The sequence below is a fragment of the Cellulosimicrobium sp. JZ28 genome (assembly GCF_015327065.1).
GTDB lineage: Bacteria > Actinomycetota > Actinomycetes > Actinomycetales > Cellulomonadaceae > Cellulosimicrobium > Cellulosimicrobium funkei.
The window spans coordinates 2307695-2331300 of sequence record NZ_CP017660.1 but is presented as its reverse complement, the minus strand read 5'-3'; the positions used below and the strand labels follow the sequence as shown (position 1 = coordinate 2331300).

The following is a 23606-nucleotide window of genomic DNA, read 5'->3' as shown; positions in this document are numbered from 1 at the left end:
CGACCGACCGAGGACCGCGGCCGACTCAGCCCTCGAGCGTCGCGGGCGCCTCCAGCACGACGTCGTCCGGCGACTTGTCCCGACGCCATCCCTTCCACACGGGGTGGCGCAGCTTGCCGAACGGGACGTCGTCGCCGTCGCCCTCCCCGGCGCCCGTCCACTCCGCGTAGACGACCTCCGCGACCCGCCGCGGCGACACCCAGTGCGCGTCGCGCGCGTCCTCGCGCGGCACGCCCACCGCGGGCGCCGTCGTGCGCCCGATCCGGTCGAGCTCGGCGACCAGGTCGCGCCGCTCGGCGTCCGTGAAGCCCGACCCGACCCGGCCCACGTAGACGAGGCGGCCGTCGTCGGGCACGGCGAGCAGCAGGGACCCGACGAGGTGCGTCCGCTCGCCGTGGCCCGGTCGCCACCCGACCACGACGACCTCCTGCGACTGCGCGTGCTTGAGCTTCAGCCACAGCGCCGAGCGGCGGCCCGACGAGTACGTCCCGTCGCGCCGCTTCGCGACCACGCCCTCGAGCCCCAGCCGCCTCGACGTCTCCATCGCGGCCTCCAGGTCCCCGTCGAACACGGGCGGCACGTGCACCGGGGCGACGGCGTCGCGCAGCACGTCCTCCAGCACCTCGCGCCGCTCGTCGTACGGGCGCTTCGCGAGCGACCGCCCGCCGGTCTCCAGGACGTCGAACACCATGAGGTCGACCGTGACCCGCCGTCGCGCCGCGGCGACGTCCCCCGGCTTGGCGATGTTCGCGCGCTGCTGGAGACGCCGGAAGCTCGGCCGCCCCCGCGCGTCGAGCGCGACGATCTCCCCGTCCAGCACCACCGGCAGCGCCTCGGCCGGGACCTGCTCCGCGAGCGCCTGCAGCTCCGGGTACGTCACCGACATGTCCTTGCCCGAGCGGCTCACGAGCCGCACGCGCCCCTCGGACACGTGCGCGAGCGTCCGGAACCCGTCCCACTTCATCTCGAACGCCCACGCGTCGCCGTCGTGCAGGTCGCCCGCCGACGCGGGCGACGCGAGCATCGGCCGCCAGTCCGTCCGCGCGGGCCGTGGCTCTGGAGCACCGTGGTCGTCGGGCGAGGACGCGCCGCGAGCCGACGGTGAAGCGGGGGGTGGGGAGGAGGTGCCGGGTCGTGGCGGGTCTGGCGGGAGCGGCGAGGGACGAGCCGCGGATGGTAGACCCGGCGCCTCCTCCCCACCCCCGGCGCCCCGACCCCGCGGGCTCTCGCCCGGACGGCTCGGCCTCGGCGCCATGAGGTGGATCAGCCAGTTGTCCTCGTCGCGGCCGTCGCGGCCGCCCGTGTGGATGAGCGCGAGGCGGCGGGTGCCGTGCTGCTCGCCGTGGAGCGTGACGATGACCTCCTCGCCGTCGCGCCACTTCTCGAGCTCGTACGTGCCGGCGTCCCAGATGGTCACCTCGCCGGCGCCGTACTCGCCCTTCGGGATCGTGCCCTCGAACGAGCCGTAGGCGAGCGGGTGGTCCTCGGTCTGGACGGCGAGGTGGTTCTTCTTCGGGTCGGTCGGCTCGCCGCGCGGGAGCGCCCAGCTCACGAGCACGCCGTCGTGCTCCAGCCGGAAGTCCCAGTGCAGGCGGCGGGCGTGGTGCTCCTGGATGACGAAGCTGTTGCCCGCGCTCGGCGGCGGCGCCTCGTCCGGGACGGGCTCGGGCGTGCGCCCGGCGTCGCGCATGGAGCGGTACCGGTGCAGGCGGTCGGGCCGCTCGTCGCCCGTCCCGCCGTCCGCGGTGTCGCTTCCCGACGCCGCACCCCCCTTGCGCTCGAACGTCGCCATGCGCGCGGGCGTGGGCTCGAGCGCGGAGAGGTGCCCCTGCGTGAGCGCGGCGAGCGGGTCGCCCAGGGTGCGCACGCGCTCGACGACCTCGTCGAGGTCGAGGTGGCGCAGGTCCGGGTCGTCGAGCTCCTCCCAGGTGCGGGGCGCGGCGACGGTGGGGTGCTCGCGCCCGCGCAGCGAGTAGGGCGCGATCGTCGTCTTGTTGCCGTTGTTCTGGCTCCAGTCCACGAGCACCTTGCCGCCGCGCAGCGACTTCTTCATGTCGCTCACGACGAGGTCGGGGTGCTCGGCCTCGAGGTAGCGGGCGAGCTCGTGCGCGACGGCGGAGACGGCCGCCGCGTCCTGCTTGCCGTCGAGCGCGGCGTACAGGTGGATGCCCTTGGACCCGCTCGTCACGGGCAGGGGTTCGAGGCCCATGCCTTGGAGGATCTGCCGCGCCTGGCGTGCGACCTCCGCGCACTCGGCCAGCCCGGCCCCCGGGCCGGGGTCGAGGTCGAGGACGAGGCGGTCGGGGTCGAGGTGCGCCCCGGTGCGACCGAACTGCCACTGCGGCACGTGGAGCTCGAGAGACGCCGTCTGGCCGAGCCACGTGAGGGTCGCGAGGTCGTTGACCAGCACGTAGTCGTTGGCGCTGCTCTTGTGCTGGATGCGCCGCGTGCGCACCCAGGACGGGACGCCCTGGCCCGCGTTCTTCTGGAAGAACACCTGGCCGTCGACGCCGTCGGGCCACCGCTTGCGCGTCGCGGGCCGGTTGGCGCAGTGGGGGAGCATGACGTCGGCGACGGCCGCGAGGTACGCGAGGACGTCGGCCTTCGTCGTGCCGGTGGCGGGGTAGAGGACCTTGTCCAGGTTGGTGAGCCGCAGGCGGTGACCACCGACGTTCACCGTCTCGCCCGCCCGGCTGGATGTGGTGGCCATGGGCCCATCGTGGCGCGGGCCCGACGGCGTCGCCCGCGGTGGCGGGAACTTCTCGGCGTCCTCGACCGTGGACACTGGGTGGGGCTGTCCGACCGGCCGGGGAGCCCGCCCGGGGTCGATGCCGGACCGAGAGGATCACCGTGACGCACCTGACGACCGACGACGTACCGCTCCCCGCGGAGATCGGTCCCCGCGTCCGCGAGTTCCGTCGCCTGATGATGAACTACAAGTTCGGCATCGACGAGGTGATGACGAAGATCACCGTGCTCCGCGACGAGTTCCGGCACGTGCACGACGACAACCCGATCGAGCACCTGGGCTCGCGCCTGAAGTCGCTCGAGTCGATCGTCGCGAAGGCGCGCCGCAAGGGGATCCCGCTCACCCCGGAGGGCGTGCGGGAGAACATGTTCGACGTCGCGGGCGTCCGCGTCACGTGCGCGTTCGTCTCCGACATCTACCGCGTGCGCGACCTGCTCGTGGGCCAGCGCGACCTCACGGTCCTGGAGGAGCGCGACTACATCGCGCACCCGAAGGGCAACGGCTACAAGAGCCTGCACCTCATCGTCCAGGTGCCGGTGTTCCTCTCCGACCGCGTCGAGGACGTCGTCGTGGAGATCCAGCTCCGCACGATCGCCATGGACTTCTGGGCGAGCCTGGAGCACAAGATCTACTACAAGTACCAGCGGGACGTGCCTCAGCACCTGACGGACGCGCTCAAGCTCGCCGCGGACGTCGCCGCGACCCTCGACACGACGATGGAGCGCATCCACGACGAGGTGCGCAGCCTCGACGGCGTGCCGGAGCCGGTCGAGAACACCGACGAGCTCGCCACGCCGCGCGAGGTGATGGAGAGCTTCATGCGGACGGCGCAGGTCGCCGACGAGGCGTTCCACGAACGTCGCCACGACGGCTGAGGCGACGCGCCCGCACGGGCCGCGCGACGACGTCCGGCCGCTCAGACCAGCGTCTCGACGCCGATCCGCACCCGGTCGCCGACGTCGACGCCCTCGGCGCGGCGTACCGCGGCCTTGATCGGCACGACGAACGTCTTGCGCTGCGCGTCGGGGAACACCGACGTGGACCAGCGCTGCGCCCCGAGCGTCACCTCGACCTTGACCGAGCCGAACCCCGCGGGCGGCAGCGGCAGCTCCGCGATCTCGTCGCTCACGTCCTCCGGGAGCGCGGCGAACACCCAGCTGTCGGTGCGCGCCTCCCACCGCCACAGCTCGGCCTCGAACTCGAACCTCGTCCCCGCCACCCGTCCATGGTGCCGCGGGCCACCCACACGCGGGAGCCGACGTCGCGCCGTATCCCTCGCGGGCGGGCGCCGGTGACGCCACCATGGACGGATGAGGGCCATCTGGAAGGGCGCCATCACGTTCGGCCTCGTCAACGTGCCGGTCAAGGTGTACTCCGCGACGGAGGACCACGACGTGCCGCTGCACCAGGTCCACGACAAGGACGGCGGCCGCATCCGCTACCGGCGCGTGTGCGAGATCGACGGCGAGGTCGTGCCGTACGAGCACATCGACAAGGCGTACGACGACGGCGAGCGCACGGTCGTGCTGACGAGCGAGGACTTCGCCGCGCTCCCCGCCGAGCGCACCCGCGAGATCGAGGTCGTGGAGTTCGTGCCGAGCGAGCAGATCGACCCGCTCCTGCTCGACCGCAGCTACTACCTGGAGCCCGACTCGAAGTCCAACAAGGCGTACGTGCTCATGCGGCGCACGCTCGAGGAGACCGACCGGACGGCGATCGTGAAGTTCGCGCTCCGCCAGCGCACGCGGCTCGCGGCGCTGCGCGTGCGGGACGACGTGCTCGTGCTCCAGACGCTGCTGTGGGCCGACGAGGTGCGCGAGGCCGCGTTCCCCTCGCTCGACGACGAGGCGAAGGTGACCGACAAGGAGCTCGCCATGTCGGCGCAGCTCGTCGCGAGCTTCGAGGCGGACTTCACGCCCGAGGAGTACGAGGACGACTACCAGGCGCAGCTCCGTCAGCTCATCGAGGCCAAGCTCGAGCAGGGCGACGCGCTCGACACCGCCGAGACCTTCGGCGAGCAGCCGGAGGAGAGCGAGGGCGCGGAGGTCATCGACCTCATGGAGGCGCTACGCAAGTCGGTCGCGTCGTCGAAGAGCTCGCGCGCGAGCGGGGGGAAGGCCTCAGGTTCAGGCTCAGGGCCCGGGTCGGGCTCCGGGTCGACCGCGAAGTCGGGTTCCGGCCGCGCGAGCTCGTCGTCGGGCAAGGGGTCGAGCGGTTCCCGGTCGACGAGCGCGAGCAAGAGCTCGGGCACGAAGGAGAAGGCGGCGACAAAGCCGGCCGCGAAGAAGAGCACGAGCCGCGCCGCCTCCACGAAGGAGAAGTCGACCACCTCGAAGACGACCCGGAAGAAGGCGTCCGCCTAGCACCGGGCGGCGGGCGGGCGCGCACCGCGCGACCTCGGGGCGGGTGCGATGAGTTCCGCGCCCGGCGCCCGTCGGAACGGGTGGGCGGTCGACCGGCCGCCCGCGAGGCCCTGCGAAGGAGACGACGATGCGTGCGATCGTGCCGAGCCTGTGGTTCGACGGCAACCTCGAGGAGGCCATCACGTTCTACTCGAGCGTCTTCCCCGACGCGAAGGTCGGCGACGTGTTCCGCCAGCCCGACGGCACCGCCGTGTCGGCGGACTTCGAGCTCGCCGGCCAGCGGTTCGACGCCATCAACGGCGGTCCGCAGTTCCCCTTCACCGAGGCGGTGTCGTTCGTCGTCGAGTGCGAGTCCCAGGACGAGGTCGACGAGTACTGGGCGGCGCTCACCGACGGTGGCCAGGAGTCGCAGTGCGGCTGGCTCAAGGACCGGTTCGGGCTGTCGTGGCAGGTCGTGCCGCTCGAGTTCCTCGCCATGCTGCGGGATCCCGACCCGGCCCGCGTGCAGCGCGTCGTGGACGTGATGATGACGCAGTCCAAGCTTGACCTGGTGCCGTTGCGCGCCGCCTACGAGAACTGAGGCGGGTCTGGCCGCGTCGGGCAGGGGCGGCCCGTGACCGGAGTCACGGGGCGAGGCCGAGCACCGTCGTGCCGCGCGCGCGAGCGGCGTTCGCCAGGCGGGAGTCGAAGGTGGCGAGAGGGACACCGAGGAACTCGGCGAGCGCGAGGACGCAGGCGTCGGGCATCTTCAGCGCGGCGGTGGCACGGACGAGCGCGAGGTCCTCGGGTGTGGGCTCGCCCTGCGCGGAGAGGCCGAACCCGGCCGCCTCCAGGCGGTGACGTGCCTGTGCCTGGGCGCCTGCTCGCGCCGGACCGACCAGCACCTCGGCGAGGGTGAGGGAGTGGAGGACGATCCCGTGCTGTCCGTGCTCGAGGACGAGCGACGTCGCCTCGGTGTGGTGCACGTCGGAAGGGCTGGACGCAGCGATCACGACGTTCGCGTCGGCGACGATCACTCGTCCCAGCCCGCCCGGACGTCGTCGAGGTAGTCGGGCGCCGCGTAGTGCTCCGAGAGCGTCGTGAGCGCCGCCACTGCCCGGCGGCGCTCGGCCTCGGCGACGTCGTCCTCGTGCTCGACGGCCGCGGCTCCCTCCTCGATCAGGTGGGTGAGGAGTCGCGTCGCGGGCTCACCGGGCCACCGGCGTCGGGCGACCGCCAGCGCGCGGGCGACGGCGTCCGTCTCCGTGATCGCGTGGCGCGGCTTGAGCGTGGGCATGGATCGAGAGTAACACCGGGAGACCTGGTGTCACACCGAATCGCCGGAGCCTCCCGCTGGCCGGGGCGCCGGGCTTCGCGGCGCTCGTCGACAGGGTCAGGAGTCAGCCAGGAGCTCTGGCGCTACCGCGCTCCGCCCGGGCGTCGCAGCGCGACGAGCTCGCCGATGAGGCCGAGGAGGTCGTCCACGTCGTCGCCGGGGCGGGGGCCGCGGAAGGCGAGGTCCTCGCCCGGGGTGCCGTCGCCGTCGTCCCCCTCGTCGCCGCCCGTGACGCGGCCGAGCACGTCGCTGCTCAGCGCGGCGTGCGCGTAGAGGCCGTCGCTGAGCAGGACGATCGCGTGGGCGACGACGGGGTCGCCGACCTCGTCGAGCACGGCGCGGGTCCACGCGTCGTGCGCGCCGTCGAGCGCAGCACGGGCGCGCGGGTACGACCCCTGCGCGAGCCGGGACACGGCGAGGTAGACGAGCTCGAACTCCGTGTCGACGAGCGTCGAGGTGCGGATGAGGTAGTCGACGGCGCCCGCGGGGGCGGCACGCATCGCCTCGACGTCGGCGGCGGTGAGCTCCCGGAGGTGCTCGGTGAGGCCGTCGGCGAGCGCGTCCTTGGAGCCGAAGTGGTAGAGCAGCCCGCCCTTGGACACCCCGGCGCGCTCGGCGACCGCCTCGAGCGTGGCGGCGCGCTCGCCCTGCTCGACGAGCAGGGACGCGAACGCCCGCAGGACCTTGGCGCGAGCAGCGGGGGGCGGCGGCATGGCACCGAGGGTAGTCGGCCCGTGCGGACCCGCAGGCCGGTGAACCGCGAGCCCGCGGCCGGTGCGGGGGCGCCGGTCGGGGGGAGGCGGCGCGGTGCGCAGCGTCACAGGCGCGGGTGGGGTGACGGTGGCCTGTCCCGTCGTTACTATACCGTCTGGACGGTCTGGAAGTTCGGCGCCACCGCGTCGCCCCGGCCGCCCGGAAGACGTGGAAGGACCCCTCGCCGTGACGACCCCCGTGACGACGACCCCGACCGGGACCACCGCCCAGCACGAGCCCGCGACGCGTGGACCCGCGCGCGGCGCCGCCGGCCGCTGGTTCGCGCTCGCCGTGCTCATGCTCCCGGTGCTGCTCGTGTCGGTCGACAACACCGTGCTCAGCTTCGCGCTGCCGCAGATCTCCGAGTCGCTGCGCCCCACCGGGACGCAGCTGCTGTGGATCATCGACATCTACCCGCTCGTGCTCGCCGGTCTGCTCGTGCCGATGGGCTCGTTCGCCGACCGCGTCGGCCGCCGTCAGCTGCTCCTCACCGGTGCGGTGGGCTTCGCCGCCGTCTCCGTGGTCGCGGCCTACGCGCCCAGCGCCGGAGCGCTCGTCGCGTCGCGCGCCGCGCTCGGCTTCTTCGGCGCCATGCTCATGCCGTCGACGCTCTCGATCCTGCGCAACGTCTTCACCGACCGCGAGGAGCGCCGGCTCGCCATCGCCGTCTGGGCCGCCGGGTTCGCGGCCGGGTCCGCGCTCGGGCCGATCGTCGGCGGCTTCCTCCTCGAGCACTTCTGGTGGGGCTCGGTCTTCCTCCTCGCCGTCCCGGTGCTCGTGCTGCTGCTCGCGCTCGCGCCGTTCTTCGTGCCCGAGTCGCGCGACCCCGCGCCGGGCCGGATCGACGTCCTGTCGATCATGCTCGTCATGGCGACCATGACCCCGGTCGTCTACGGCATCAAGACCTTCGCGAAGTCCGGCCCGAGCGTGGTCGCGCTCGCGAGCGTCGCCGTGGGGCTCGCCGCGGGCGTGCTGTTCGTGCGCCGTCAGCTCCACCGGTCCAACCCCATGATCGACGTGCGCCTCTTCACGCGCGGTGCCTTCAGCGGCGCGGTGCTCGTCAACCTGCTGTCCGTGTTCTCGCTCGTCGGCTTCCTGTTCTTCGTGTCGCAGGACGTCCAGCTCGTGCTCGGGCTCGGCCCGATGCAGGCGGGCGTCGCGCTCCTGCCGGGGCTGGTCGTCATGATCGTCGCCGGGCTCGGCGTCGTCCGGGTGGTGCGGCGCGTGCGCCCGGCGCACGTCGTCGCCGTCGCGCTGCTGTTCTCCGCGACGGGCTACGCGATCGTCGCCGCGGGCGCCGGGCAGAGCACGCTCGCGCTGCTCATGGTGGCGTTCGTCGTGCTCTCCCTCGGCGTGGGCGCGGCCGAGACCGTGTCGAACGACCTCATCGTGTCGTCCGTCCCCGCCGCGAAGGCGGGTGCCGCGTCCGCGATCTCCGAGACCGCGTACGAGGTGGGGGCCGTGCTCGGCACGGCGGTCCTGGGGAGCATCCTCACGGCGTCGTACCACGCGAACGTCGTCGTCCCGCAGGGCGTCCCCGCGGCCGACGCCGTCGCCGCGGCCGAGACGCTCGGCGGCGCGACCCAGGTCGCCTCGACCCTGCCCGCCGGGCAGGCGCAGGCGCTGCTCGACTCCGCGCACGCCGCGTTCGGCAGCGGCGTCGGCACGACGTCGCTCATCGGCGTGGTGCTCATGCTCGTCGCCGCGGGCGTGGCGCTCGTCACGCTGCGGGGCGCGAAGTCCTGACGGCGCGCCGCCCCGCGCGCCCCCCTGCACCCTCGCGGCGGGGCGCGCGGAGCTCGCGGTTGGCGACGAGAGCCGCGATCCGGGAGGCTGGGCGGTGATGAGCCGTCCGCACCGCACCCCGCCCCGCTGGGTCCGCTGGACCCTCGGCATCCTGCTCGCCCTCGTGCCGTGCGTCGTGTGGGGGGTCACGACGGCGACGGCCGAGCGCAGCCTCGGCCCGCACGAAGCGCTGTACGAGGTCACGACGAACGGCCTCGTCACCGTCGACCTCGGCCCGCTCGGGACGATCCAGATCGACTCGCCGCTGCCGCTCGGCCTGGGCGCCGACGTCACGGTCGAGGAGATCCCCGCCGACCTCACCGCCGTCGGGCAGGCGGACACGCTGGAGGGCCTGTCCCAGGACCTCGAGGACTACCTCCGCTTCTTCGGCGGCCCGCAGGAGACGATCGGCTCCGTCGCACGCGCCCTCGTCGTCGACGCGCTGCGCCGCACGGGGTTCGCGGTCCTCGTCGTCGCGGCCGTCGGTGCGGGTCTCTACCTCCTGCTCGGCCCGCCGCGCCGGCGGGAGCTCAGCGAGCGGGTCGCGCCGCGCACGTACGAGATCACCGCGGGCGTCGTGCTCGTCTCGCTCGTCGGGGCGTCGCTCGTCGCGAGCGACCCGGGCACGACGGCCGGGCCGTCCCAGCGCGCGTCCGCGGTGTTCGACGGGACCCCGCTCGAGGGCGCGCGCATCACCGGCCGGCTCGCGGGCGTCGTCGACACCTACGGCGCGATGCTCATCGACCTCTACCGCGAGAACGAGGACTTCTACGCACGCGCGGACGCGCACCTCGTCGCGGCCTGGGACCGGCGCGACCGGATCCAGCGCCTCACCGCGCCGCGTCCCGCCGCGGCGGGCACGTCCGACGACCGGGCCTCCGACGAGCCGTCCGACGGCGCGTCCTCCGACGCCCCCGACGCGACGGGCGACGCCCCGGACGCGACGGAGGGGACGACGTCGGGCACGGACGACGGGACCGACGCGGGAGCCGACGAGCCCGGCGCGCCCGACGACGGCTCCGACGCCGCGGCCGACACCGAGGCGGGCGACGAGGCGACGCCACAGCCCGCCCCCGCGGCGGAGGAGGACCTCGTCACGCTCCTGGTGGTGAGCGACCTGCACTGCAACACCGGCATGGCCCCGCTCATCCGGACCGCGGTGGAGCGGTCGGGGGCGTCGGTCGTCCTCAACGCCGGCGACACCACGATGAACGGCACGGCCGTCGAGTCGTTCTGCGTCGACTCGTTCGCCTCCGCGGTGCCGAAGGGCGTGACGATGGTCGTCGCCGACGGCAACCACGACAGCGTCGAGACCTCGGCGCAGGAGCGCGCGAACGGCCAGACCGTCCTGGACGGCAAGGTCGTCGAGGTCGAGGGGATCCGCATCCTCGGCGACCGCGACCCGCTCGAGACGCGGCTCGGGCTCGGCAGCCAACCGCCCCGCGAGGAGACGCCGGAGGAGTACGCGGCCCGGCTGACCGAGGTCGCGTGCGCCGAGCAGGAGAACGGCGACCCGATCGACCTCCTCCTCATCCACACGCCCCGCATGGGGAACGAGGCGCTCGACTCCGGCTGCGTCCCGAACCAGGTCTCCGGGCACATGCACACCCGGTCCGGTCCGGAGCGGACGGGCGGGGGCGTCCGGTACGTGAGCGGGAGCACCGCGGGCGCGGTCAAGGACCAGCTCCGCATCGGCCCGCTCAAGGGCACCGCCGAGATGACGGTGCTGCGCTTCGACCCCGAGCGGCGGCGCATCGTCGACTGGCAGCTCGTGCAGATCGGGACGGACGAGTCCGCGAAGGTCTGGCCGCGGATCGCGTGGCCCACGCCGTCCGGCGAGCCGGTCGTCGAGGAGCCCGACGAGGACGGCACCGAGGTCGGCACCGAGGGCGACGTGCCCGACGGCGACGCGCCCGCCGACGCCCCGGCCGGGGGTGAACCCGCGGGCGAGGGCTGAGCCGCTGCGCGTCGGTGCTCGCCGCGCGCTGCGCGGCACGGCAGGATGGGGCGTATGAGCAGGTCGACGCGCTGGATCGTCGTGTCGGTGGTCCTCGCGCTCGTCGTGGTGCTCCTCGCCCCGTTCGTGTACTCGGAGGTGCAGGAGGGCCGCACCCCGCCCCCGCTGGGCCTGCAGTCGCCGGGGGAGGAGACGGCGTCCGCGGCCCCGGCCGCGCCCGGTCCCTTCGACGTGGACGGCGAGTGGGTCGTCGCGCCGGGCTCCGAGGCGGGCTTCCGCGCGGACGTCCTCGACGTCCCGGCGGACGAGGCGGTGCTCCTCGGCACCACGCCGGAGGTCACCGGCACGCTGCGCGTCGCGGACGGCGAGCTGCAGACCGCGACGGTGACCGTCGCGACGACCGCGCTCCGGACCGGGTCGTCCGTGGCGGACCGTCAGCTCCAGCAGGCGCTCGAGACGGACCTGTACCCGACCACGCTCTTCTCGCTCACCTCGCCGCTCGACGTGAGCGAGCTCGCGGCCACCGACGAGACGGTCCGGCTCCAGGCCGCGGGGGCGCTGACGATCCGCGACGAGACCCAGGCCGTGACGGTCGCGCTCGACGTGCAGCGGTCGGGCCAGGGGGCGCTCGCGACCGGGGCGATCGGCGTGCGCTTCTCCGACTTCGGCATCGCGGTGCCGCCCGGCGCGCCCGTGCAGGTGCGCGACGAGGGGACGGTCGAGGTGCGGCTCGAGCTCGTCCGGTCCGCGACCCCCTGAGCCCCGGCCGGACGCCGTGACCTAGGGTGGTCGGGTGGACCACCCGACCGACCTGACGCCCGTCGCCCAGGACTACCTCAAGGTCGTCTGGGCCGCCCAGGAGTGGGCGGACGAGCGCGTGACGACGAAGCTCCTCGCCGAGCGCATCGGCGTCGGGGCCTCCACCGTCTCCGAGACGGTCCGGCGGCTCAGCGCCCAGGGACTGCTCGAGCACGCGCCGTACGGTGCGATCACCCTCACCGAGCGCGGCCGCAGCCTCGCGCTCGCGATGGTGCGCCGCCACCGGCTCCTCGAGACGTACCTCGTGTCGGAGCTCGGCTACGGCTGGGACGAGGTCCACGACGAGGCGGAGGTGCTCGAGCACGCGGTCTCGGACCTGCTCATCGAGCGCATCGACGCGCGCCTCGGGCACCCCACGCGCGACCCGCACGGCGACCCGATCCCCGGTGCCGACGGGACCGTCGTCCGCCCGCCCGCGGTCCCGCTCGCGGAGCTCGTCGTCGGCGACCGCGGCACGGTGGTGCGGATCTCCGACGCCGACCCCGACGTGCTGCGCTACCTCGCCGAGATCGGCGTCGGCCTCGACACGGGCGTCGAGGTCCGCGAGCGCCGCGAGTACGCGGGCATCCTCTCGGTCGTCTGGTCGCCGCCGACCGAGGGCGTCGAGCCGGCGCCGGAACCACGCCCGGCGCCGCCCGCGCAGCTCGGCCTGCGCGCGGCGGACCACGTGTGGGTCGTGCGCGCCGAGCCCGTCTCCGCCTAGACTGGTCGCCTGCCCCTTCTTCTCGTCGCCGATGTCGCCGACCGGGCTCGAATCGATTCGACACCTCGGTCCGAGCCGCTCGCCCGACCCGCCCGACCGACGCACGAGGACACCCATGACCGACGCCACCCCGACCGCACCGCCGTCGGACGCCCCTGAGCCGCGCGACGCCGGCCGCCTGCGCGGCGCCGGGCCCGCGCTGCTCGCGCTCGCGATGGGCGGCTTCACCATCGGGACGACCGAGTTCGCGACCATGGGGCTCCTGTCCGACATCGCGACCGACCTCGGCACGTCCATCCCGACCGCCGGCCACGCGATCACGGCCTACGCCGTCGGGGTCGTCGTCGGCGCGCCGCTGCTCACCGTCGCCGCGGCACGCGTGCCGCGCAAGACGCTCCTCGTCGCGCTCATGGCGTTCTACACGCTCGGGAACCTCTTCTCCGCCACGGCGGGGAGCATCGAGACCCTCGTCGCCGGGCGCTTCCTCGCCGGGCTGCCGCACGGCGCGTTCTTCGGCGTCGGGGCGGCGGTGGGCGCGGCCGTCGCGGGTCCGGGCCGCCGGGGCCGCGCCGTCGCGACGATGATGGCGGGCCTGACGATCGCGAACGTCGTCGGCGTCCCCCTCTCCACGTTCGCGGGGCAGCAGCTCGGCTGGCGGGCCGCGTTCGTCGTCGTCGGGGCGCTCGGGCTCGTGACGCTCCTGGCGCTGTGGCGACTGATCCCCGCCGGGGCGGGCGACGAGGACACGAGCGTGCGGCGCGAGCTCGGCGCCCTGCGCAACGGCCCGCTGTGGACGGGTTTCGTCGGCGCCGCGATCGGGTTCGGCGGCATGTTCGCCGTGTACTCCTACGTCGAGCCGACCGTCACGCGCGTCACCGGGCTCGCGTCCGGCGCGGTGCCGCTCGTGCTCGCGATCTTCGGCGTCGGCATGACGGTCGGGACGGTGCTCGGCGGCCGGCTCGCCGACCGCTCGGTGATGCGCACCGTGTACCTCGGGTTCGTGTCGACCGGGGCGATGCTGGCGCTCTTCGCGCTCACCGGGCAGCACCCCGTCCCGGCCGTGCTGTCGCTGTTCCTGCTCGGTGTCACGTCGCAGATCCTCGGCCTGTCGCTCCAGACGCGGCTCATGGACCTGTCGCCGTCGGCGCCGTCGCTCGGTGCGGCGCTGTGCCACTCCGCGCTCAACGTCGGCAACGCCAACGGGGCGTTCCTCGGCGGGCTCGTCATCGCCGCCGGCTGGGGCTACCTCGCGCCCGCCTGGACGGGCGTCGCGCTCACCGTGGCGGGCCTCGCCATCATCCTCGTCGTCGGTCGCCGCCCTGCGGGCGTCGTGGTCGCCACGCTGCCCGACGACGCCCACGCGCCGTCGGCGGCCGTCGCGCCGCCGCGGTAGCCGCCGACCGGCCGAGGTCGCGCGCGTGCGGTGGTCCGGTGTCTCCCAGCCAGGTCCCAGCGGGGCGCGGTAGGTTGTGCCGTGCGCGCACCGCCGTGCGCGCCGTCACGTCCGGCGGGAGCCGGTGACCCACGAGGAGCGTCCCCGTGAGCAAGAGCGCCACCGCCGGTGCGAACGTGTCCGCCGAGCCCGACGACGAGCTGCTGCCCGCGTCCGGCCCCCGCCCGATCAGGCCGCGCACGATGGGCTGGCTGCTCGTCGTGCTGGGCGCGATCGGCCTCGCCGGCTCGGCGGCGCTCGCGATCGAGAAGTACCTCAAGCTCGCCGACCCGGGTCACGTCGCCTCGTGCAGCGTCAACGCCCTGCTCGACTGCGGCGACGCGATGGACTCGTGGCAGGGCGCGCTCCTGGGCTTCCCCAACCCGCTGCTCGGGATCGCGGCGTTCCCCGTGGTGATCACCACGGGCGTGGTCCTGCTCGCGGGCGCCCGCCTGCCGCGCTGGTACTGGCCCGCACTCCTCGGAGGGACGACGCTCGGCATGGGCCTGATCGTCTTCCTCATGTGGACGACGATGTACGCGATCTCCGCGATGTGCCCCTACTGCATGGTCGTGTGGTTCGCCATGATCCCGCTGTTCTGGTACCAGGTGGTCCACGCCGTGCAGGAGGGCTACCTGCCCGCGGGCGAGGGCGTGCGCCGCACCCTCGTCGGCAACCGGAACCTGTTCCTGGCGATCGCCTACGTCGCGCTCGTCGCGTGGATCGTGCTGGTCAAGGGCCCGATCATCATCTCGCTGTTCTGACCGGCGCCGCCGCGCCGGTGGTGCCGGGTCGCGTCAGCGCCAGGCGGGCTGGTCCGGCGCGGCGTCCTGCGGGTAGCCGTGGCCGCCCGGCTGCGGGGGAGCGGACGGCGCACCCTGGGCCTGGTGGGCGGACTGCGCCGTCGCGCCGGGCTGGCCCGCGGCGAGCGGGCTGACGACGACGGCCGTGCCGTACGCGCACACCTCCGAGAACGACGCCGCGATCTCGCCGGTGTCGAAGCGCATCCCGACGACGGCGTTGGCCCCGCGGCGCTGCGCCTCCTGCACCATGCGGTGCATGACCTCCTGGCGCGACTCGTAGACGAGCTGCGTGTACTCCTTGACCTCCCCGCCCCCGATCGAGCGGAAGGACGCGACGAAGTTCGCCCCGAGGTTGGCGCTGCGCACGGTCATGCCCATGACCTCGCCGAGCACCGCGTCGATGCGGTAGCCGGGCACGTCGTTGGTCGTCACGATGATCACGCCGCACATCCTCGCACGGGGCGGACGGCCGCCGTCGGGCCGTGCGACGGCCGGTAAACTCGGCCGGGTGACCACGCCTGACACGACCTCGATCCCGCACGCCCCGGACGCCCCCGCCGCGGGCGGCCCCGCCCACCGCTACACGCCGGCGCTCGCGGAGCAGATCGAGCTCAAGTGGCAGGAGCTCTGGGAGCAGCGCGGCACGTTCTGGGCCGCGAACCCCACGGGCGACCTGACGGACGGCGAGGGCGACGGTCCCGAGGGCGCGAGCCCGTACTTCATCATGGACATGTTCCCGTACCCGTCGGGCGCGGGCCTGCACGTGGGGCACCCCCTCGGGTACATCGCGACGGACGTCGTGGGCCGGTTCCGGCGCATGCGCGGCGAGAACGTGCTGCACGCCCTCGGCTACGACGCGTTCGGCCTGCCCGCCGAGCAGTACGCGGTGCAGACGGGGCAGCACCCGCGCGTGACCACCGAGGCGAACATCGCCAACATGCGTCGGCAGCTGCGACGCCTCGGGCTCGCGCACGACTCGCGCCGCACGTTCGCGACGATCGACCCCGAGTACGTGCGCTGGACGCAGTGGATCTTCCTGCAAATCTTCGACTCCTGGTACGACCCCGAGGCCCTGCGCCCCGACGGCGGTCGTGGTCGCGCGCGCCGCATCGCCGAGCTCGAGGCCGAGCTCGCGTCGGGCGCGCGCCCGGTGCCGGGCGGCGTCGAGGGCGTCGAGGAGGGGGCCGGCTGGGCGAGCCTCACGCCTCAGCAGCGCCGCGCCGTCGTCGACTCGCAGCGCCTCGCGTACGTGGACGAGTCGCCCGTGAACTGGGCCCCCGGCCTGGGCACGGTCCTCGCGAACGAGGAGGTCACCGCCGACGGCCGCTCGGAGCGCGGGAACTTCCCCGTGTTCCAGCGCAGCCTGCGCCAGTGGAAGATGCGCATCACCGCGTACGCCGACCGCCTCGCGGACGACCTGGACCTCATCGACTGGCCCGAGAAGGTCACGGCGATGCAGCGCAACTGGATCGGTCGCAGCGAGGGCGCGCTCGTGCGGTTCGCCGTGCTCGGCACGCCCGACGGGGCGAACGACGCCGCGGCGGAGTCCGGCGCGGAGGTCGAGGTCTTCACGACGCGCCCCGACACGCTGTTCGGCGCGACGTTCATGGTCGTCTCGCCCGAGCACCCGCTGCTCGACGAGGTCCCGGCGCACTGGCCGGACGGCACGTCGAGCGCGTGGACGGGCGGGCACCGCTCGCCGGTCGAGGCCGTCGCGGCGTACCGCCGCGAGGCCGCCGCGAAGACCGCCGTCGAGCGCCAGGCCGACGCGGGCAAGAAGACGGGCGTGTTCACGGGGCACCTCGCGGTGAACCCGGTGAACGGCAAGGCGATCCCGGTCTTCACCGCCGACTACGTGCTCATGGGCTACGGCACGGGCGCGATCATGGCCGTCCCCGGCGGCGACGAGCGCGACTTCGCGTTCGCCGAGGCGTTCGGGCTGCCGGTCGTGCGCACGGTCGAGCCCGCGGACGGGCTGCCGGAGGACTTCACGGGCCCGTACACGGGCGACGGCGTGGTCGTCGGCTCCGCCAACGACGAGATCTCGCTCGACGGGCTCGACGTGCCGGAGGCGAAGCGCCGCATCACCGAGTGGCTCGTGGGCAAGGGCATCGGCGAGGGCACGACGACGTACCGCCTGCGCGACTGGCTGTTCAGCCGCCAGCGCTACTGGGGCGAGCCGTTCCCCATCGTCTGGGACGAGAACGACCAGCCCGTCGCGATCCCCGACGCTCTGCTGCCCGTCGACCTGCCGGACGTCCCCGACTACGCGCCGCGCACGTTCGACGCGGACGACGCCGACTCGTCGCCCGAGGCGCCCCTGGGCCGCAACGACGAGTGGGTCAACGTCACGCTCGACCTCGGCGACGGGCCGAAGCAGTACCGCCGGGACACGAACACGATGCCCAACTGGGCCGGGTCGTGCTGGTACTACCTGCGCTACCTCGACCCGCAGTGGGACGGCGGCGCCCAGGACACGGTGGTCGACCCCGAGCTCGAGCGCTACTGGATGGGCCCGGAGCACAACCCGAGCGCGGGCCGCGCCGGGGGCGTCGACCTGTACGTCGGCGGTGTCGAGCACGCCGTGCTGCACCTGCTCTACGCGCGGTTCTGGCACAAGGTCCTCTACGACCTGGGCCACGTGTCGAGCGTCGAGCCGTTCCACAAGCTGTTCAACCAGGGCTACGTCCAGGCGTACGCCTTCACCGACGCGCGCGGCCAGTACGTGCCTGCCACCGAGGTCACGGAGGAGCCCGCGCCCGACGGCTCGGGCGAGGTCGTGTACCGCTGGAACGGCGAGGTCGTGCAGCGCGAGTACGGGAAGATGGGCAAGTCGCTCAAGAACGTCGTCACGCCCGACGAGATGTACGCCGAGTACGGCGCCGACACGTTCCGCGTCTACGAGATGTCGATGGGCCCGCTGGACCTGTCGCGCCCGTGGGAGACGCGCGCCGTCGTCGGGTCGCAGCGGTTCCTGCAGCGCCTGTGGCGCAACGTCGTCTCCGAGGAGACGGGCGAGGTGACGGTCGTCGACGAGCCTGCGTCGCCCGAGACGCTGCGCGCCGTGCACCGGGCGATCGCCGACGTCCGCGTCGAGATGGAGCACATGCGCCCCAACACGGCCATCGCGAAGCTCATCACGCTGAACAACCACCTCACGTCGCTCGACCGCGTGCCGCGCGAGGCCGTCGAGCCTCTCGTGCTCATGACCGCGCCCGTCGCGCCGCACATCGCGGAGGAGCTGTGGGAGCGCCTGGGCCACGAGCGCTCGCTCGCGCACGAGCCCTTCCCGACGGCGGACGAGCGCTACCTCGTCGAGGACACCGTGACGTGCATCGTGCAGGTCAAGGGCAAGGTCCGCGGGCGGATCGAGGTGCCGCCGTCGATCTCGGAGGAGGACCTCACGGCCGCCGCGCTCGCCGAGCCGAACGTCGTGCGCGCGATCGACGGCGCCGAGGTCCGCAAGGTGATCGTCCGCGCCCCGAAGCTGGTCAACATCGTCGTCTGACCTCGTTCGCTGAGTGCAGGAGATCGTCGCGTCTCGGACAGCCGGACGCGACGATCTCCCGCACTCACGGGTCGAGACAGCCGCGCTGACCGGTTCCGGCGTGACGGTCTCCCGCACCCACCGGGTGGAGGGTCAGCGGCGGCGGGTGCCGAAGATGGTGCGGGTGAGCTCGCGGCCGAGCTGGGTGCCCGCCGAGCGGAGGAACGAGTCGAGCGGGCTCGACGACCGCGACCGGGAGGACCCGGACGAGCGCGAGCGCCCCGTCGCGGCCTCGCGCTCGAGCTTCGCCCGCATCTTCTCCAGCTCGGCCTGCTCCTTCTTCGCCGCGCGCTCGGCCTCCTGGGCGGCTTTTTTCGCCGCCTTCTCCTGCGCGGCCGCCTCGGCCTCGGCCGCGTCGGCGGCGGCGCGCGCCGCCGCCTGCTCCTGGACGCGCACCTGGAGGAGCTCGAACGCGGACTCGGCGTCGACGGCGGTGCCGTACCGGGCCGTCGCGGGCGACGCCGCCACGATGCCGTCGAGCACGGACGTCGGCGCGGGGTCCATCGACGACTGCGGCGCACGGACCCGTGTCCACGCCACCGGGGCGGGCGCGCCCTTCTCGGTGAGCACCGTGACGACGGCCTCGCCCGTCCCGAGCGACTGCAGCAGCCGTTCGAGGTCGTACGGCGACGTGGGGTAGGTGCGCACCGCGGCCCGCAGGGCCGCGGCGTCGTCCGGCGTGAAGGCGCGCAGCGCGTGCTGGACGCGGTTCCCGAGCTGCGCGAGCACGTCGGCGGGGACGTCCTTCGGGCTCTGCGTCACGAAGAACACGCCGACGCCCTTGGACCGCACGAGGCGCACCGTCTGCACCACCTGCTGGAGGAACTCCTTCGACGCGCCGGTGAACAGCAGGTGCGCCTCGTCGAAGAAGAACACGAGCCGCGGCTTCTCGACGTCGCCCACCTCGGGCAGCTCCTGGAAGAGGTCGGCGAGCAGCCACATGAGGAAGGTGGAGAACAGCGCCGGACGATCCTGCACCGCGGGGAGCTCGAGCGTGGAGACGACGCCCCGCCCGTCGGGCGTCGTGCGCAGCAGCTCCGACGTCGCGAACGCCGGCTCGCCGAAGAACACGTCGGCGCCCTGCGCCTGGAGCGCGACGATCTCGCGCAGGATCACGCCGGCCGTCGCGCCCGAGACGCCGCCGATGCCCCGGAGCTCGGCCTTGCCCTCGTCGGACGTCAGGTAGGCGATGGTGGCCTGGAGGTCCTTGAGGTCCAGCAGCGCGAGGCCTTGGGCGTCGGCCCAGTGGAAGATGAGCCCGAGGCTCGACTCCTGCGTCTCGTTGAGGCCGAGCACCTTGGCGAGCAGGAGCGGGCCGAAGTCCGCGACCGTCGTCCGGATCGGCACCCCGGTGCCGAGGCCGCCGAGCGAGTACACCTCGACGGGGTACGCCGTCGGGCTCCAGTCCTGGCCGATCGACGCCGCGCGCTCCACGATCTTCGCGGACGACGTGCCCGGCACGGCGAGCCCCGACAGGTCACCCTTGACGTCGGCGAGGAACACGGGGACGCCCGCCGCCGACAGGCCCTCCGCCATGCCCTGGAGCGTTTTCGTCTTGCCGGTGCCCGTCGCGCCCGCGACGAGCCCGTGCCGGTTGAGCATCGAGAGCGCGAACCCGACCTGGACGTCGGCGCGGGGGGACGGGTCGCCGCCCTCCGTACCCTCCAGCAGCGCGCCGAGCGGGAGCGTGCCGCCCGCGTACGCGTAGCCCGTCGCCACCTGCGCGGCGTACCCGTCGCCGGGGGCGGCGGTGCGTCCCGGGCGGGGCCGGTCGGCGCCGGCCCCGGTGGTGCGTCCGTCGGGGACGGCTCGGCCGCGGGAGCGTCCCCGGGCGTCGCGTCGGCAGGGGTCGCGTCGGTCGACGGAGCGGAGGCCGGGGGAGCGGGGGCGTCCGGCTCGGGGGCGTTTCCGCGCGCCGCCGCCTCGGCGGCCTCGAGCGCCGCCCGCGCCGCGGCGGCGCGTGCCTCGGCCGCCTCCGCGGCGGCCTGCGCGGCGGCCGCGCGCAGCGCCAGGATCTCCGGGTCGGTCGGTGCGTCGTCGCCCATGCCTCGGATCCTAGGGCGCGGCGCGGGCGGCCGCCCGGCCGCGCCCGGACGGTCGTCACGACCCTCGGGGACCTTCGTCCCCGCGGCGCTCGGCTTTGTTGACGGTCTGTCAATAGCGGTCCTAGCGTGAAGACGTCCCCCTGATGAAGGAGCGTCCATGAGCGCGACGACACCGACGCGGCGACGTCGGTCCGCACCCGAGGTGCGGGCCGAGGAGATCGTCCGCGCCGCCCGGGAGCTCTTCGTCGAGCGAGGCATCGCGAAGACGTCCACCACGGACGTGGCGGAGCGCGCCGGCGTGGCGCGCGGGCTCGTCTACTACTACTTCGCGGACAAGGACGCGCTCGTCGACGCCGTGCTCGACGAGTACGTCGAGGAGTTCACCGCGGCGGTCCGCGCCTGGGACGCCGCTCGCGAGACGGGCGACATCGACACCGCGCTCGTCGACTGCGTGGCGATGTTCCGCACCTACCTGCGCGCGATCGACCCGCTGCGCGACGACCTCCGGCGCCCCGAGAACGGCGGACTCTACGACCGGTTCCTCGACCGCGCCGTCCGCGCGGTCGTCGCGTGCCTCGAGGCAACCACGGTCGAGGCCTACGCGGCACGGCACCGCGTCCGGATCACGCACGTCGCGGAGACGTTCTACGTGCTCGTCTACGGGCTGGTCGGACTCGTCCGGAACTCCCCGGACGTGGACGACGCGGCCCTCGCGACGATCGTGCGCCAGACGCTGCACCTGGACGAGGAGAGCTCCTCGGACGGGTGATCCCGGGTCCTCCGGCGCGCCGGGACCCGGAAGCCCTCCGAGCGCGCACCGTTCCCGGGTGGCGTGGGACCGCCCGGTCGTCCCGCAGGAGAAGACGACATGTTCTTGTTCGACTCGATCCCGTGGCAGGCAGCCGTCATGTGGTTCGTCGTGCTGGCCGCGCTCATCGCGCTCAACGAGCTCGTGCGCTGGTCGAAGACCGCCGCCGTCGGGATCTTCGTGGTCCTGCCCGTGGTGCTGACGATCTTCGTCTGGCCGCAGACGGCGGGCGCCGGCTCCTCGACCGGCACGTGGTTCCACTGGGTCAAGGTCTACTCGGCCCTCGCGGGCTGCATCGGCTTCATGCTCCTGCGCTACAGCCCTCGGCTGCGCGCCATGCGGTACGCCCTGCTGTTCCCGCCCGCGATCCTCGGGCTCAACATCCTCGAGGCCGTCATCCGGGACTTCCAGGTCACGGGGATGGACGGAGTGGTCGACGGCGTCGTCATGGTGGGCGGCCCGTGGAACGTCATGAACGGGGTCGCCGGCATCCTCAACCTCGTCACCATCTGCGGGTGGGTCGGGATCTTCGTGACCCGTGACCGGTTCCAGGACATGATCTGGCCCGACATGATGTGGTTCTGGATCATCGCCTACGACCTCTGGAACTTCGCCTACGTCTACAACTGCGTCGGTGACCACGCGTTCTACGCCGGTGCCGCCCTGCTGATCTCGTGCACCATCCCCGCCTTCTTCCTGCGCAAGGGGGCTTGGCTCCAGCACCGTGCCCACACCCTCGCGCTCTGGATGATGTTCACCATGGCCGTCCCGGCGTTCGTCTCCGACTCGCCGTTCGCGGTGCAGTCCTCCCACGACCCGACGGCGCTCTTCGTGGTGAGCCTCGTCTCGCTCCTCGCGAACGTCGCCGTCGCGGTCTACCAGGCGTACGTGATCGTCTCGCGGCGTCGCAACCCGCTGCGCGACGAGCTGTACGTCGACCACGCGTCCTACCGCCGGCTCGCCGCGGAGCGGCCCGCGGCGCGCCCTGCGGAGCATGCCGTGCCCGCGGGCGTCGCGGCCACCTCGGCCTGACGCGCCGCCCACCGGCCCGCGGCGCCGCTCCGGCGTCGCGGGCCGGTCGCGTCCCTGGGCGGCCGGGGTGCGCGACGACGCGTGGTCGCCGTAAGGTGGCGCGGCCATGACCGACCACCGCGTCCACGTCGTCACCGACTCCACGGCCTCCCTGCCCCCCGGGCCCGACGAGCGGCTGCGCGCCGTCCCCCTGCACGTGATCGTCGACGACGAGTCGCACCTGGAGGGCGTCGGCCTCAACGCCGAGGACGTCGCGGCGCACCTCCAGGCCGGCCACCGGGTGACCACCTCGCAGCCGACGCCACGCGCGTTCGGCGAGGCGTACGCCGCGGCGGCCGCGGCCGGCGCGCGCGAGATCGTCTCCGTCCACCTCTCGGGGCAGCTGTCGGGGACGGTGCACGCGGCGGCGCTCGCGGCCGCCGACGCCCCCGTCCCCGTGCGTGTCGTGGACTCGCGGACCGTCGCGATGGGGCTCGGCTTCGCCGCGCGCGAGGCGGCAGCGGCCGCGGCGGCCGGGGCGGGGTCGGACGTCGTCGCGCGGCGGGCGATCGAGGTCGCCGACGCGAGCCGTGCCGTCTTCCTCGTCGACTCGCTCGACCACCTGCGCCGCGGCGGCCGTCTCAGCGCGGCCTCGGCCGCGCTCGGGACGGTGCTCGGTGTCCGCCCGCTGCTGGCGGTGCGTGACGGCAGGATCGACGTCGTGCAGAAGGTCCGGACCCGGTCCGCCGCCGTCGAGCGGCTCACGACGGTCGCCGTGGAGTCCGCGGACCGGCGCGGGCGGCCCGCGCTCGCGGTCCACCACGTCGGGGACGACGACGGTGCCGACCGGCTCGCGGTGACGCTCACCGAGCGCACCGGCCTGGACGTCGTCGTGACGCCGGTGAGCGCGGTGCTCGGGGCGCACGTCGGCCCGGGGGTGCTCGCCGTCGTGGTCGCGGACCTCGCCGACCGCGGCTCCGGGGCAGGGGACCTCTCGACGACGACCTGAGGTGCCGACCGCGCGGCCCCTAAGCGCGTGGCCGTGCACAAGCCGGGCGCCTCGTCGCCTCCTCCACAACCCGGCCCGAGGCGCCCGCAGGGTGCGGCGCCCTCGCCCTAGCGTCCACGGCGTGAGCACACCTCGGCACGAGCCCCGCCAGCACGCCCGCCCCGGCCGCGACCCCGGGAGGGACGGCGCCGTCGTCCGGCAACGCCTGCGGGCGGTCGCCGGGTCCGGGCGGCCTGCCCTCGCGTGGCACCCGGCGACCGCCGCGCTGCCCCGGGTCGACCCGCCGGAGACGAGCCCGGGGCGAGGCGAGCGGTGGTCGTGGGAGCCGCACGAGGCGGTGGGCGTCCCTGCGTCGGACGTCCCTGCGCCGGACGTCGTCCCGTCCTGGCACCGGCGTCCTGGAGCGCCGGGCGACCCCAGGTCGTCCGGCGCCGACGGGTGGCTGCCGTCGCGGCCGGAGCCGGAGGAGTGTGCGCCGTCCCTGCCGTCCCTGCCGTCCCTGGTGCC

Annotated in this window: 20 protein-coding genes; 13 read left to right on the top strand and 7 right to left on the bottom strand. The window is 74.0% G+C overall.

The genetic code is table 11. The annotated features are described in order from the left end of the window. Positions 1-25: 25 nt before the first annotated feature. On the bottom strand, positions 26-2710 hold the full coding sequence (locus tag BJP59_RS10655) for an ATP-dependent DNA ligase (protein WP_194520907.1): 2685 nt from the start codon (positions 2708-2710) through the stop codon (positions 26-28). A gap of 215 nt (positions 2711-2925) precedes the next feature. On the opposite strand from BJP59_RS10655, the gene BJP59_RS10650 reads away from it, so the two are divergent. Then, positions 2926-3624: a GTP pyrophosphokinase gene (locus BJP59_RS10650; RefSeq protein WP_074809919.1), complete on the top strand. Its 699-nt coding sequence runs from the start codon at positions 2926-2928 to the stop codon at positions 3622-3624. A gap of 41 nt (positions 3625-3665) precedes the next feature. Here BJP59_RS10650 and BJP59_RS10645 read toward each other — a convergent pair whose 3' ends face one another. Continuing rightward, a complete protein-coding gene (locus tag BJP59_RS10645) occupies positions 3666-3968 on the bottom strand; it encodes a DUF1905 domain-containing protein (protein ID WP_031315545.1) in 303 nt (100 codons plus the stop codon). Between the two features lie 91 nt (positions 3969-4059). On the opposite strand from BJP59_RS10645, the gene ku reads away from it, so the two are divergent. Both ku and BJP59_RS10635 read left to right on the top strand, forming a co-directional pair. Next, positions 4060-5112 carry a non-homologous end joining protein Ku gene (gene ku / locus BJP59_RS10640; RefSeq protein ID WP_194520906.1) on the top strand — a complete coding sequence of 351 codons (1053 nt, stop codon included), beginning with the start codon at positions 4060-4062 and terminating at the stop codon, positions 5110-5112. Between the two features lie 127 nt (positions 5113-5239). Further along, a complete protein-coding gene (locus BJP59_RS10635) occupies positions 5240-5692 on the top strand; it encodes a VOC family protein (RefSeq protein ID WP_194520905.1) in 453 nt (150 codons plus the stop codon). A gap of 43 nt (positions 5693-5735) precedes the next feature. Here BJP59_RS10635 and BJP59_RS10630 read toward each other — a convergent pair whose 3' ends face one another. From BJP59_RS10630 to BJP59_RS10620, 3 genes are all read right to left on the bottom strand, one after another. Beyond that, positions 5736-6128: a type II toxin-antitoxin system VapC family toxin gene (locus BJP59_RS10630; RefSeq protein ID WP_194520904.1), complete on the bottom strand. Its 393-nt coding sequence runs from the start codon at positions 6126-6128 to the stop codon at positions 5736-5738. Continuing rightward, complete coding sequence (locus tag BJP59_RS10625) at positions 6125-6388, bottom strand: hypothetical protein (protein WP_194520903.1); 264 nt, start codon at positions 6386-6388, stop codon at positions 6125-6127. Before BJP59_RS10625 ends, BJP59_RS10630 begins: the two co-directional genes overlap by 4 nt. Before the next feature lie 122 nt (positions 6389-6510). Continuing rightward, entirely contained in the window at positions 6511-7140 is a 630-nt protein-coding gene (locus BJP59_RS10620; protein ID WP_228485007.1) for a TetR/AcrR family transcriptional regulator, read from the bottom strand. A gap of 226 nt (positions 7141-7366) precedes the next feature. Between BJP59_RS10620 and BJP59_RS10615 the strand changes: the two genes are divergently transcribed. From BJP59_RS10615 to BJP59_RS10590, 6 genes are all read left to right on the top strand, one after another. Continuing rightward, positions 7367-8926, top strand: coding sequence for an MFS transporter (locus BJP59_RS10615; protein WP_194520902.1), 1560 nt, complete (start codon positions 7367-7369; stop codon positions 8924-8926). Between the two features lie 97 nt (positions 8927-9023). Further along, positions 9024-10922 carry a metallophosphoesterase family protein gene (locus BJP59_RS10610; protein WP_194520901.1) on the top strand — a complete coding sequence of 633 codons (1899 nt, stop codon included), beginning with the start codon at positions 9024-9026 and terminating at the stop codon, positions 10920-10922. Positions 10923-10976: 54 nt separating this feature from the next. Next, on the top strand, positions 10977-11681 hold the full coding sequence (locus tag BJP59_RS10605) for a YceI family protein (RefSeq protein WP_194520900.1): 705 nt from the start codon (positions 10977-10979) through the stop codon (positions 11679-11681). A gap of 34 nt (positions 11682-11715) precedes the next feature. Beyond that, on the top strand, positions 11716-12444 hold the full coding sequence (locus BJP59_RS10600) for a metal-dependent transcriptional regulator (protein WP_114552614.1): 729 nt from the start codon (positions 11716-11718) through the stop codon (positions 12442-12444). A gap of 115 nt (positions 12445-12559) precedes the next feature. Next, the gene (locus BJP59_RS10595; protein WP_194520899.1) at positions 12560-13837 is read left to right on the top strand and encodes an MFS transporter; all 1278 of its coding nucleotides are present in this window, start codon (positions 12560-12562) and stop codon (positions 13835-13837) included. Positions 13838-13983: 146 nt separating this feature from the next. After that, positions 13984-14640 carry a vitamin K epoxide reductase family protein gene (locus BJP59_RS10590; RefSeq protein WP_228485006.1) on the top strand — a complete coding sequence of 219 codons (657 nt, stop codon included), beginning with the start codon at positions 13984-13986 and terminating at the stop codon, positions 14638-14640. A 33-nt stretch (positions 14641-14673) separates the two neighbouring features. Here BJP59_RS10590 and BJP59_RS10585 read toward each other — a convergent pair whose 3' ends face one another. After that, the gene (locus BJP59_RS10585; RefSeq protein WP_051028118.1) at positions 14674-15120 is read right to left on the bottom strand and encodes a YbjQ family protein; all 447 of its coding nucleotides are present in this window, start codon (positions 15118-15120) and stop codon (positions 14674-14676) included. A 67-nt stretch (positions 15121-15187) separates the two neighbouring features. On the opposite strand from BJP59_RS10585, the gene leuS reads away from it, so the two are divergent. Continuing rightward, the gene (gene leuS, locus BJP59_RS10580) at positions 15188-18187 is read left to right on the top strand and encodes a leucine--tRNA ligase (RefSeq protein ID WP_442861504.1); all 3000 of its coding nucleotides are present in this window, start codon (positions 15188-15190) and stop codon (positions 18185-18187) included. Between the two features lie 132 nt (positions 18188-18319). Here leuS and BJP59_RS10575 read toward each other — a convergent pair whose 3' ends face one another. After that, positions 18320-19945, bottom strand: coding sequence for a helicase HerA-like domain-containing protein (locus BJP59_RS10575; protein WP_194520897.1), 1626 nt, complete (start codon positions 19943-19945; stop codon positions 18320-18322). A gap of 483 nt (positions 19946-20428) precedes the next feature. On the opposite strand from BJP59_RS10575, the gene BJP59_RS10570 reads away from it, so the two are divergent. The 3 genes from BJP59_RS10570 to BJP59_RS10560 all read left to right on the top strand — a co-directional run bounded on the left by BJP59_RS10570 (position 20429) and on the right by BJP59_RS10560 (position 23099). After that, on the top strand, positions 20429-21040 hold the full coding sequence (locus BJP59_RS10570; protein ID WP_194520896.1) for a TetR/AcrR family transcriptional regulator: 612 nt from the start codon (positions 20429-20431) through the stop codon (positions 21038-21040). Positions 21041-21139: 99 nt separating this feature from the next. Next, entirely contained in the window at positions 21140-22111 is a 972-nt protein-coding gene (locus tag BJP59_RS10565; protein ID WP_194520895.1) for a DUF5692 family protein, read from the top strand. A 106-nt stretch (positions 22112-22217) separates the two neighbouring features. Continuing rightward, a complete protein-coding gene (locus BJP59_RS10560; RefSeq protein ID WP_194520894.1) occupies positions 22218-23099 on the top strand; it encodes a DegV family protein in 882 nt (293 codons plus the stop codon). Positions 23100-23606: the final 507 nt, after the last annotated feature.

Coding starts and splice junctions, on each gene's coding strand:
- BJP59_RS10655 (WP_194520907.1), bottom strand. CDS start 2,710: ATGGCCACCACATCCAGCCGGGCGGGCGAGACGGTGAACGTCGGTGGT.
- BJP59_RS10650 (WP_074809919.1), top strand. CDS start 2,926: ATGATGAACTACAAGTTCGGCATCGACGAGGTGATGACGAAGATCACC.
- ku (WP_194520906.1), top strand. CDS start 4,060: ATGAGGGCCATCTGGAAGGGCGCCATCACGTTCGGCCTCGTCAACGTG.
- BJP59_RS10635 (WP_194520905.1), top strand. CDS start 5,240: ATGCGTGCGATCGTGCCGAGCCTGTGGTTCGACGGCAACCTCGAGGAG.
- BJP59_RS10625 (WP_194520903.1), bottom strand. CDS start 6,388: ATGCCCACGCTCAAGCCGCGCCACGCGATCACGGAGACGGACGCCGTC.
- BJP59_RS10620 (WP_228485007.1), bottom strand. CDS start 7,140: ATGCCGCCGCCCCCCGCTGCTCGCGCCAAGGTCCTGCGGGCGTTCGCG.
- BJP59_RS10610 (WP_194520901.1), top strand. CDS start 9,024: ATGAGCCGTCCGCACCGCACCCCGCCCCGCTGGGTCCGCTGGACCCTC.
- BJP59_RS10605 (WP_194520900.1), top strand. CDS start 10,977: ATGAGCAGGTCGACGCGCTGGATCGTCGTGTCGGTGGTCCTCGCGCTC.
- BJP59_RS10595 (WP_194520899.1), top strand. CDS start 12,560: ATGACCGACGCCACCCCGACCGCACCGCCGTCGGACGCCCCTGAGCCG.
- BJP59_RS10570 (WP_194520896.1), top strand. CDS start 20,429: ATGAGCGCGACGACACCGACGCGGCGACGTCGGTCCGCACCCGAGGTG.
- BJP59_RS10565 (WP_194520895.1), top strand. CDS start 21,140: ATGTTCTTGTTCGACTCGATCCCGTGGCAGGCAGCCGTCATGTGGTTC.
- BJP59_RS10560 (WP_194520894.1), top strand. CDS start 22,218: ATGACCGACCACCGCGTCCACGTCGTCACCGACTCCACGGCCTCCCTG.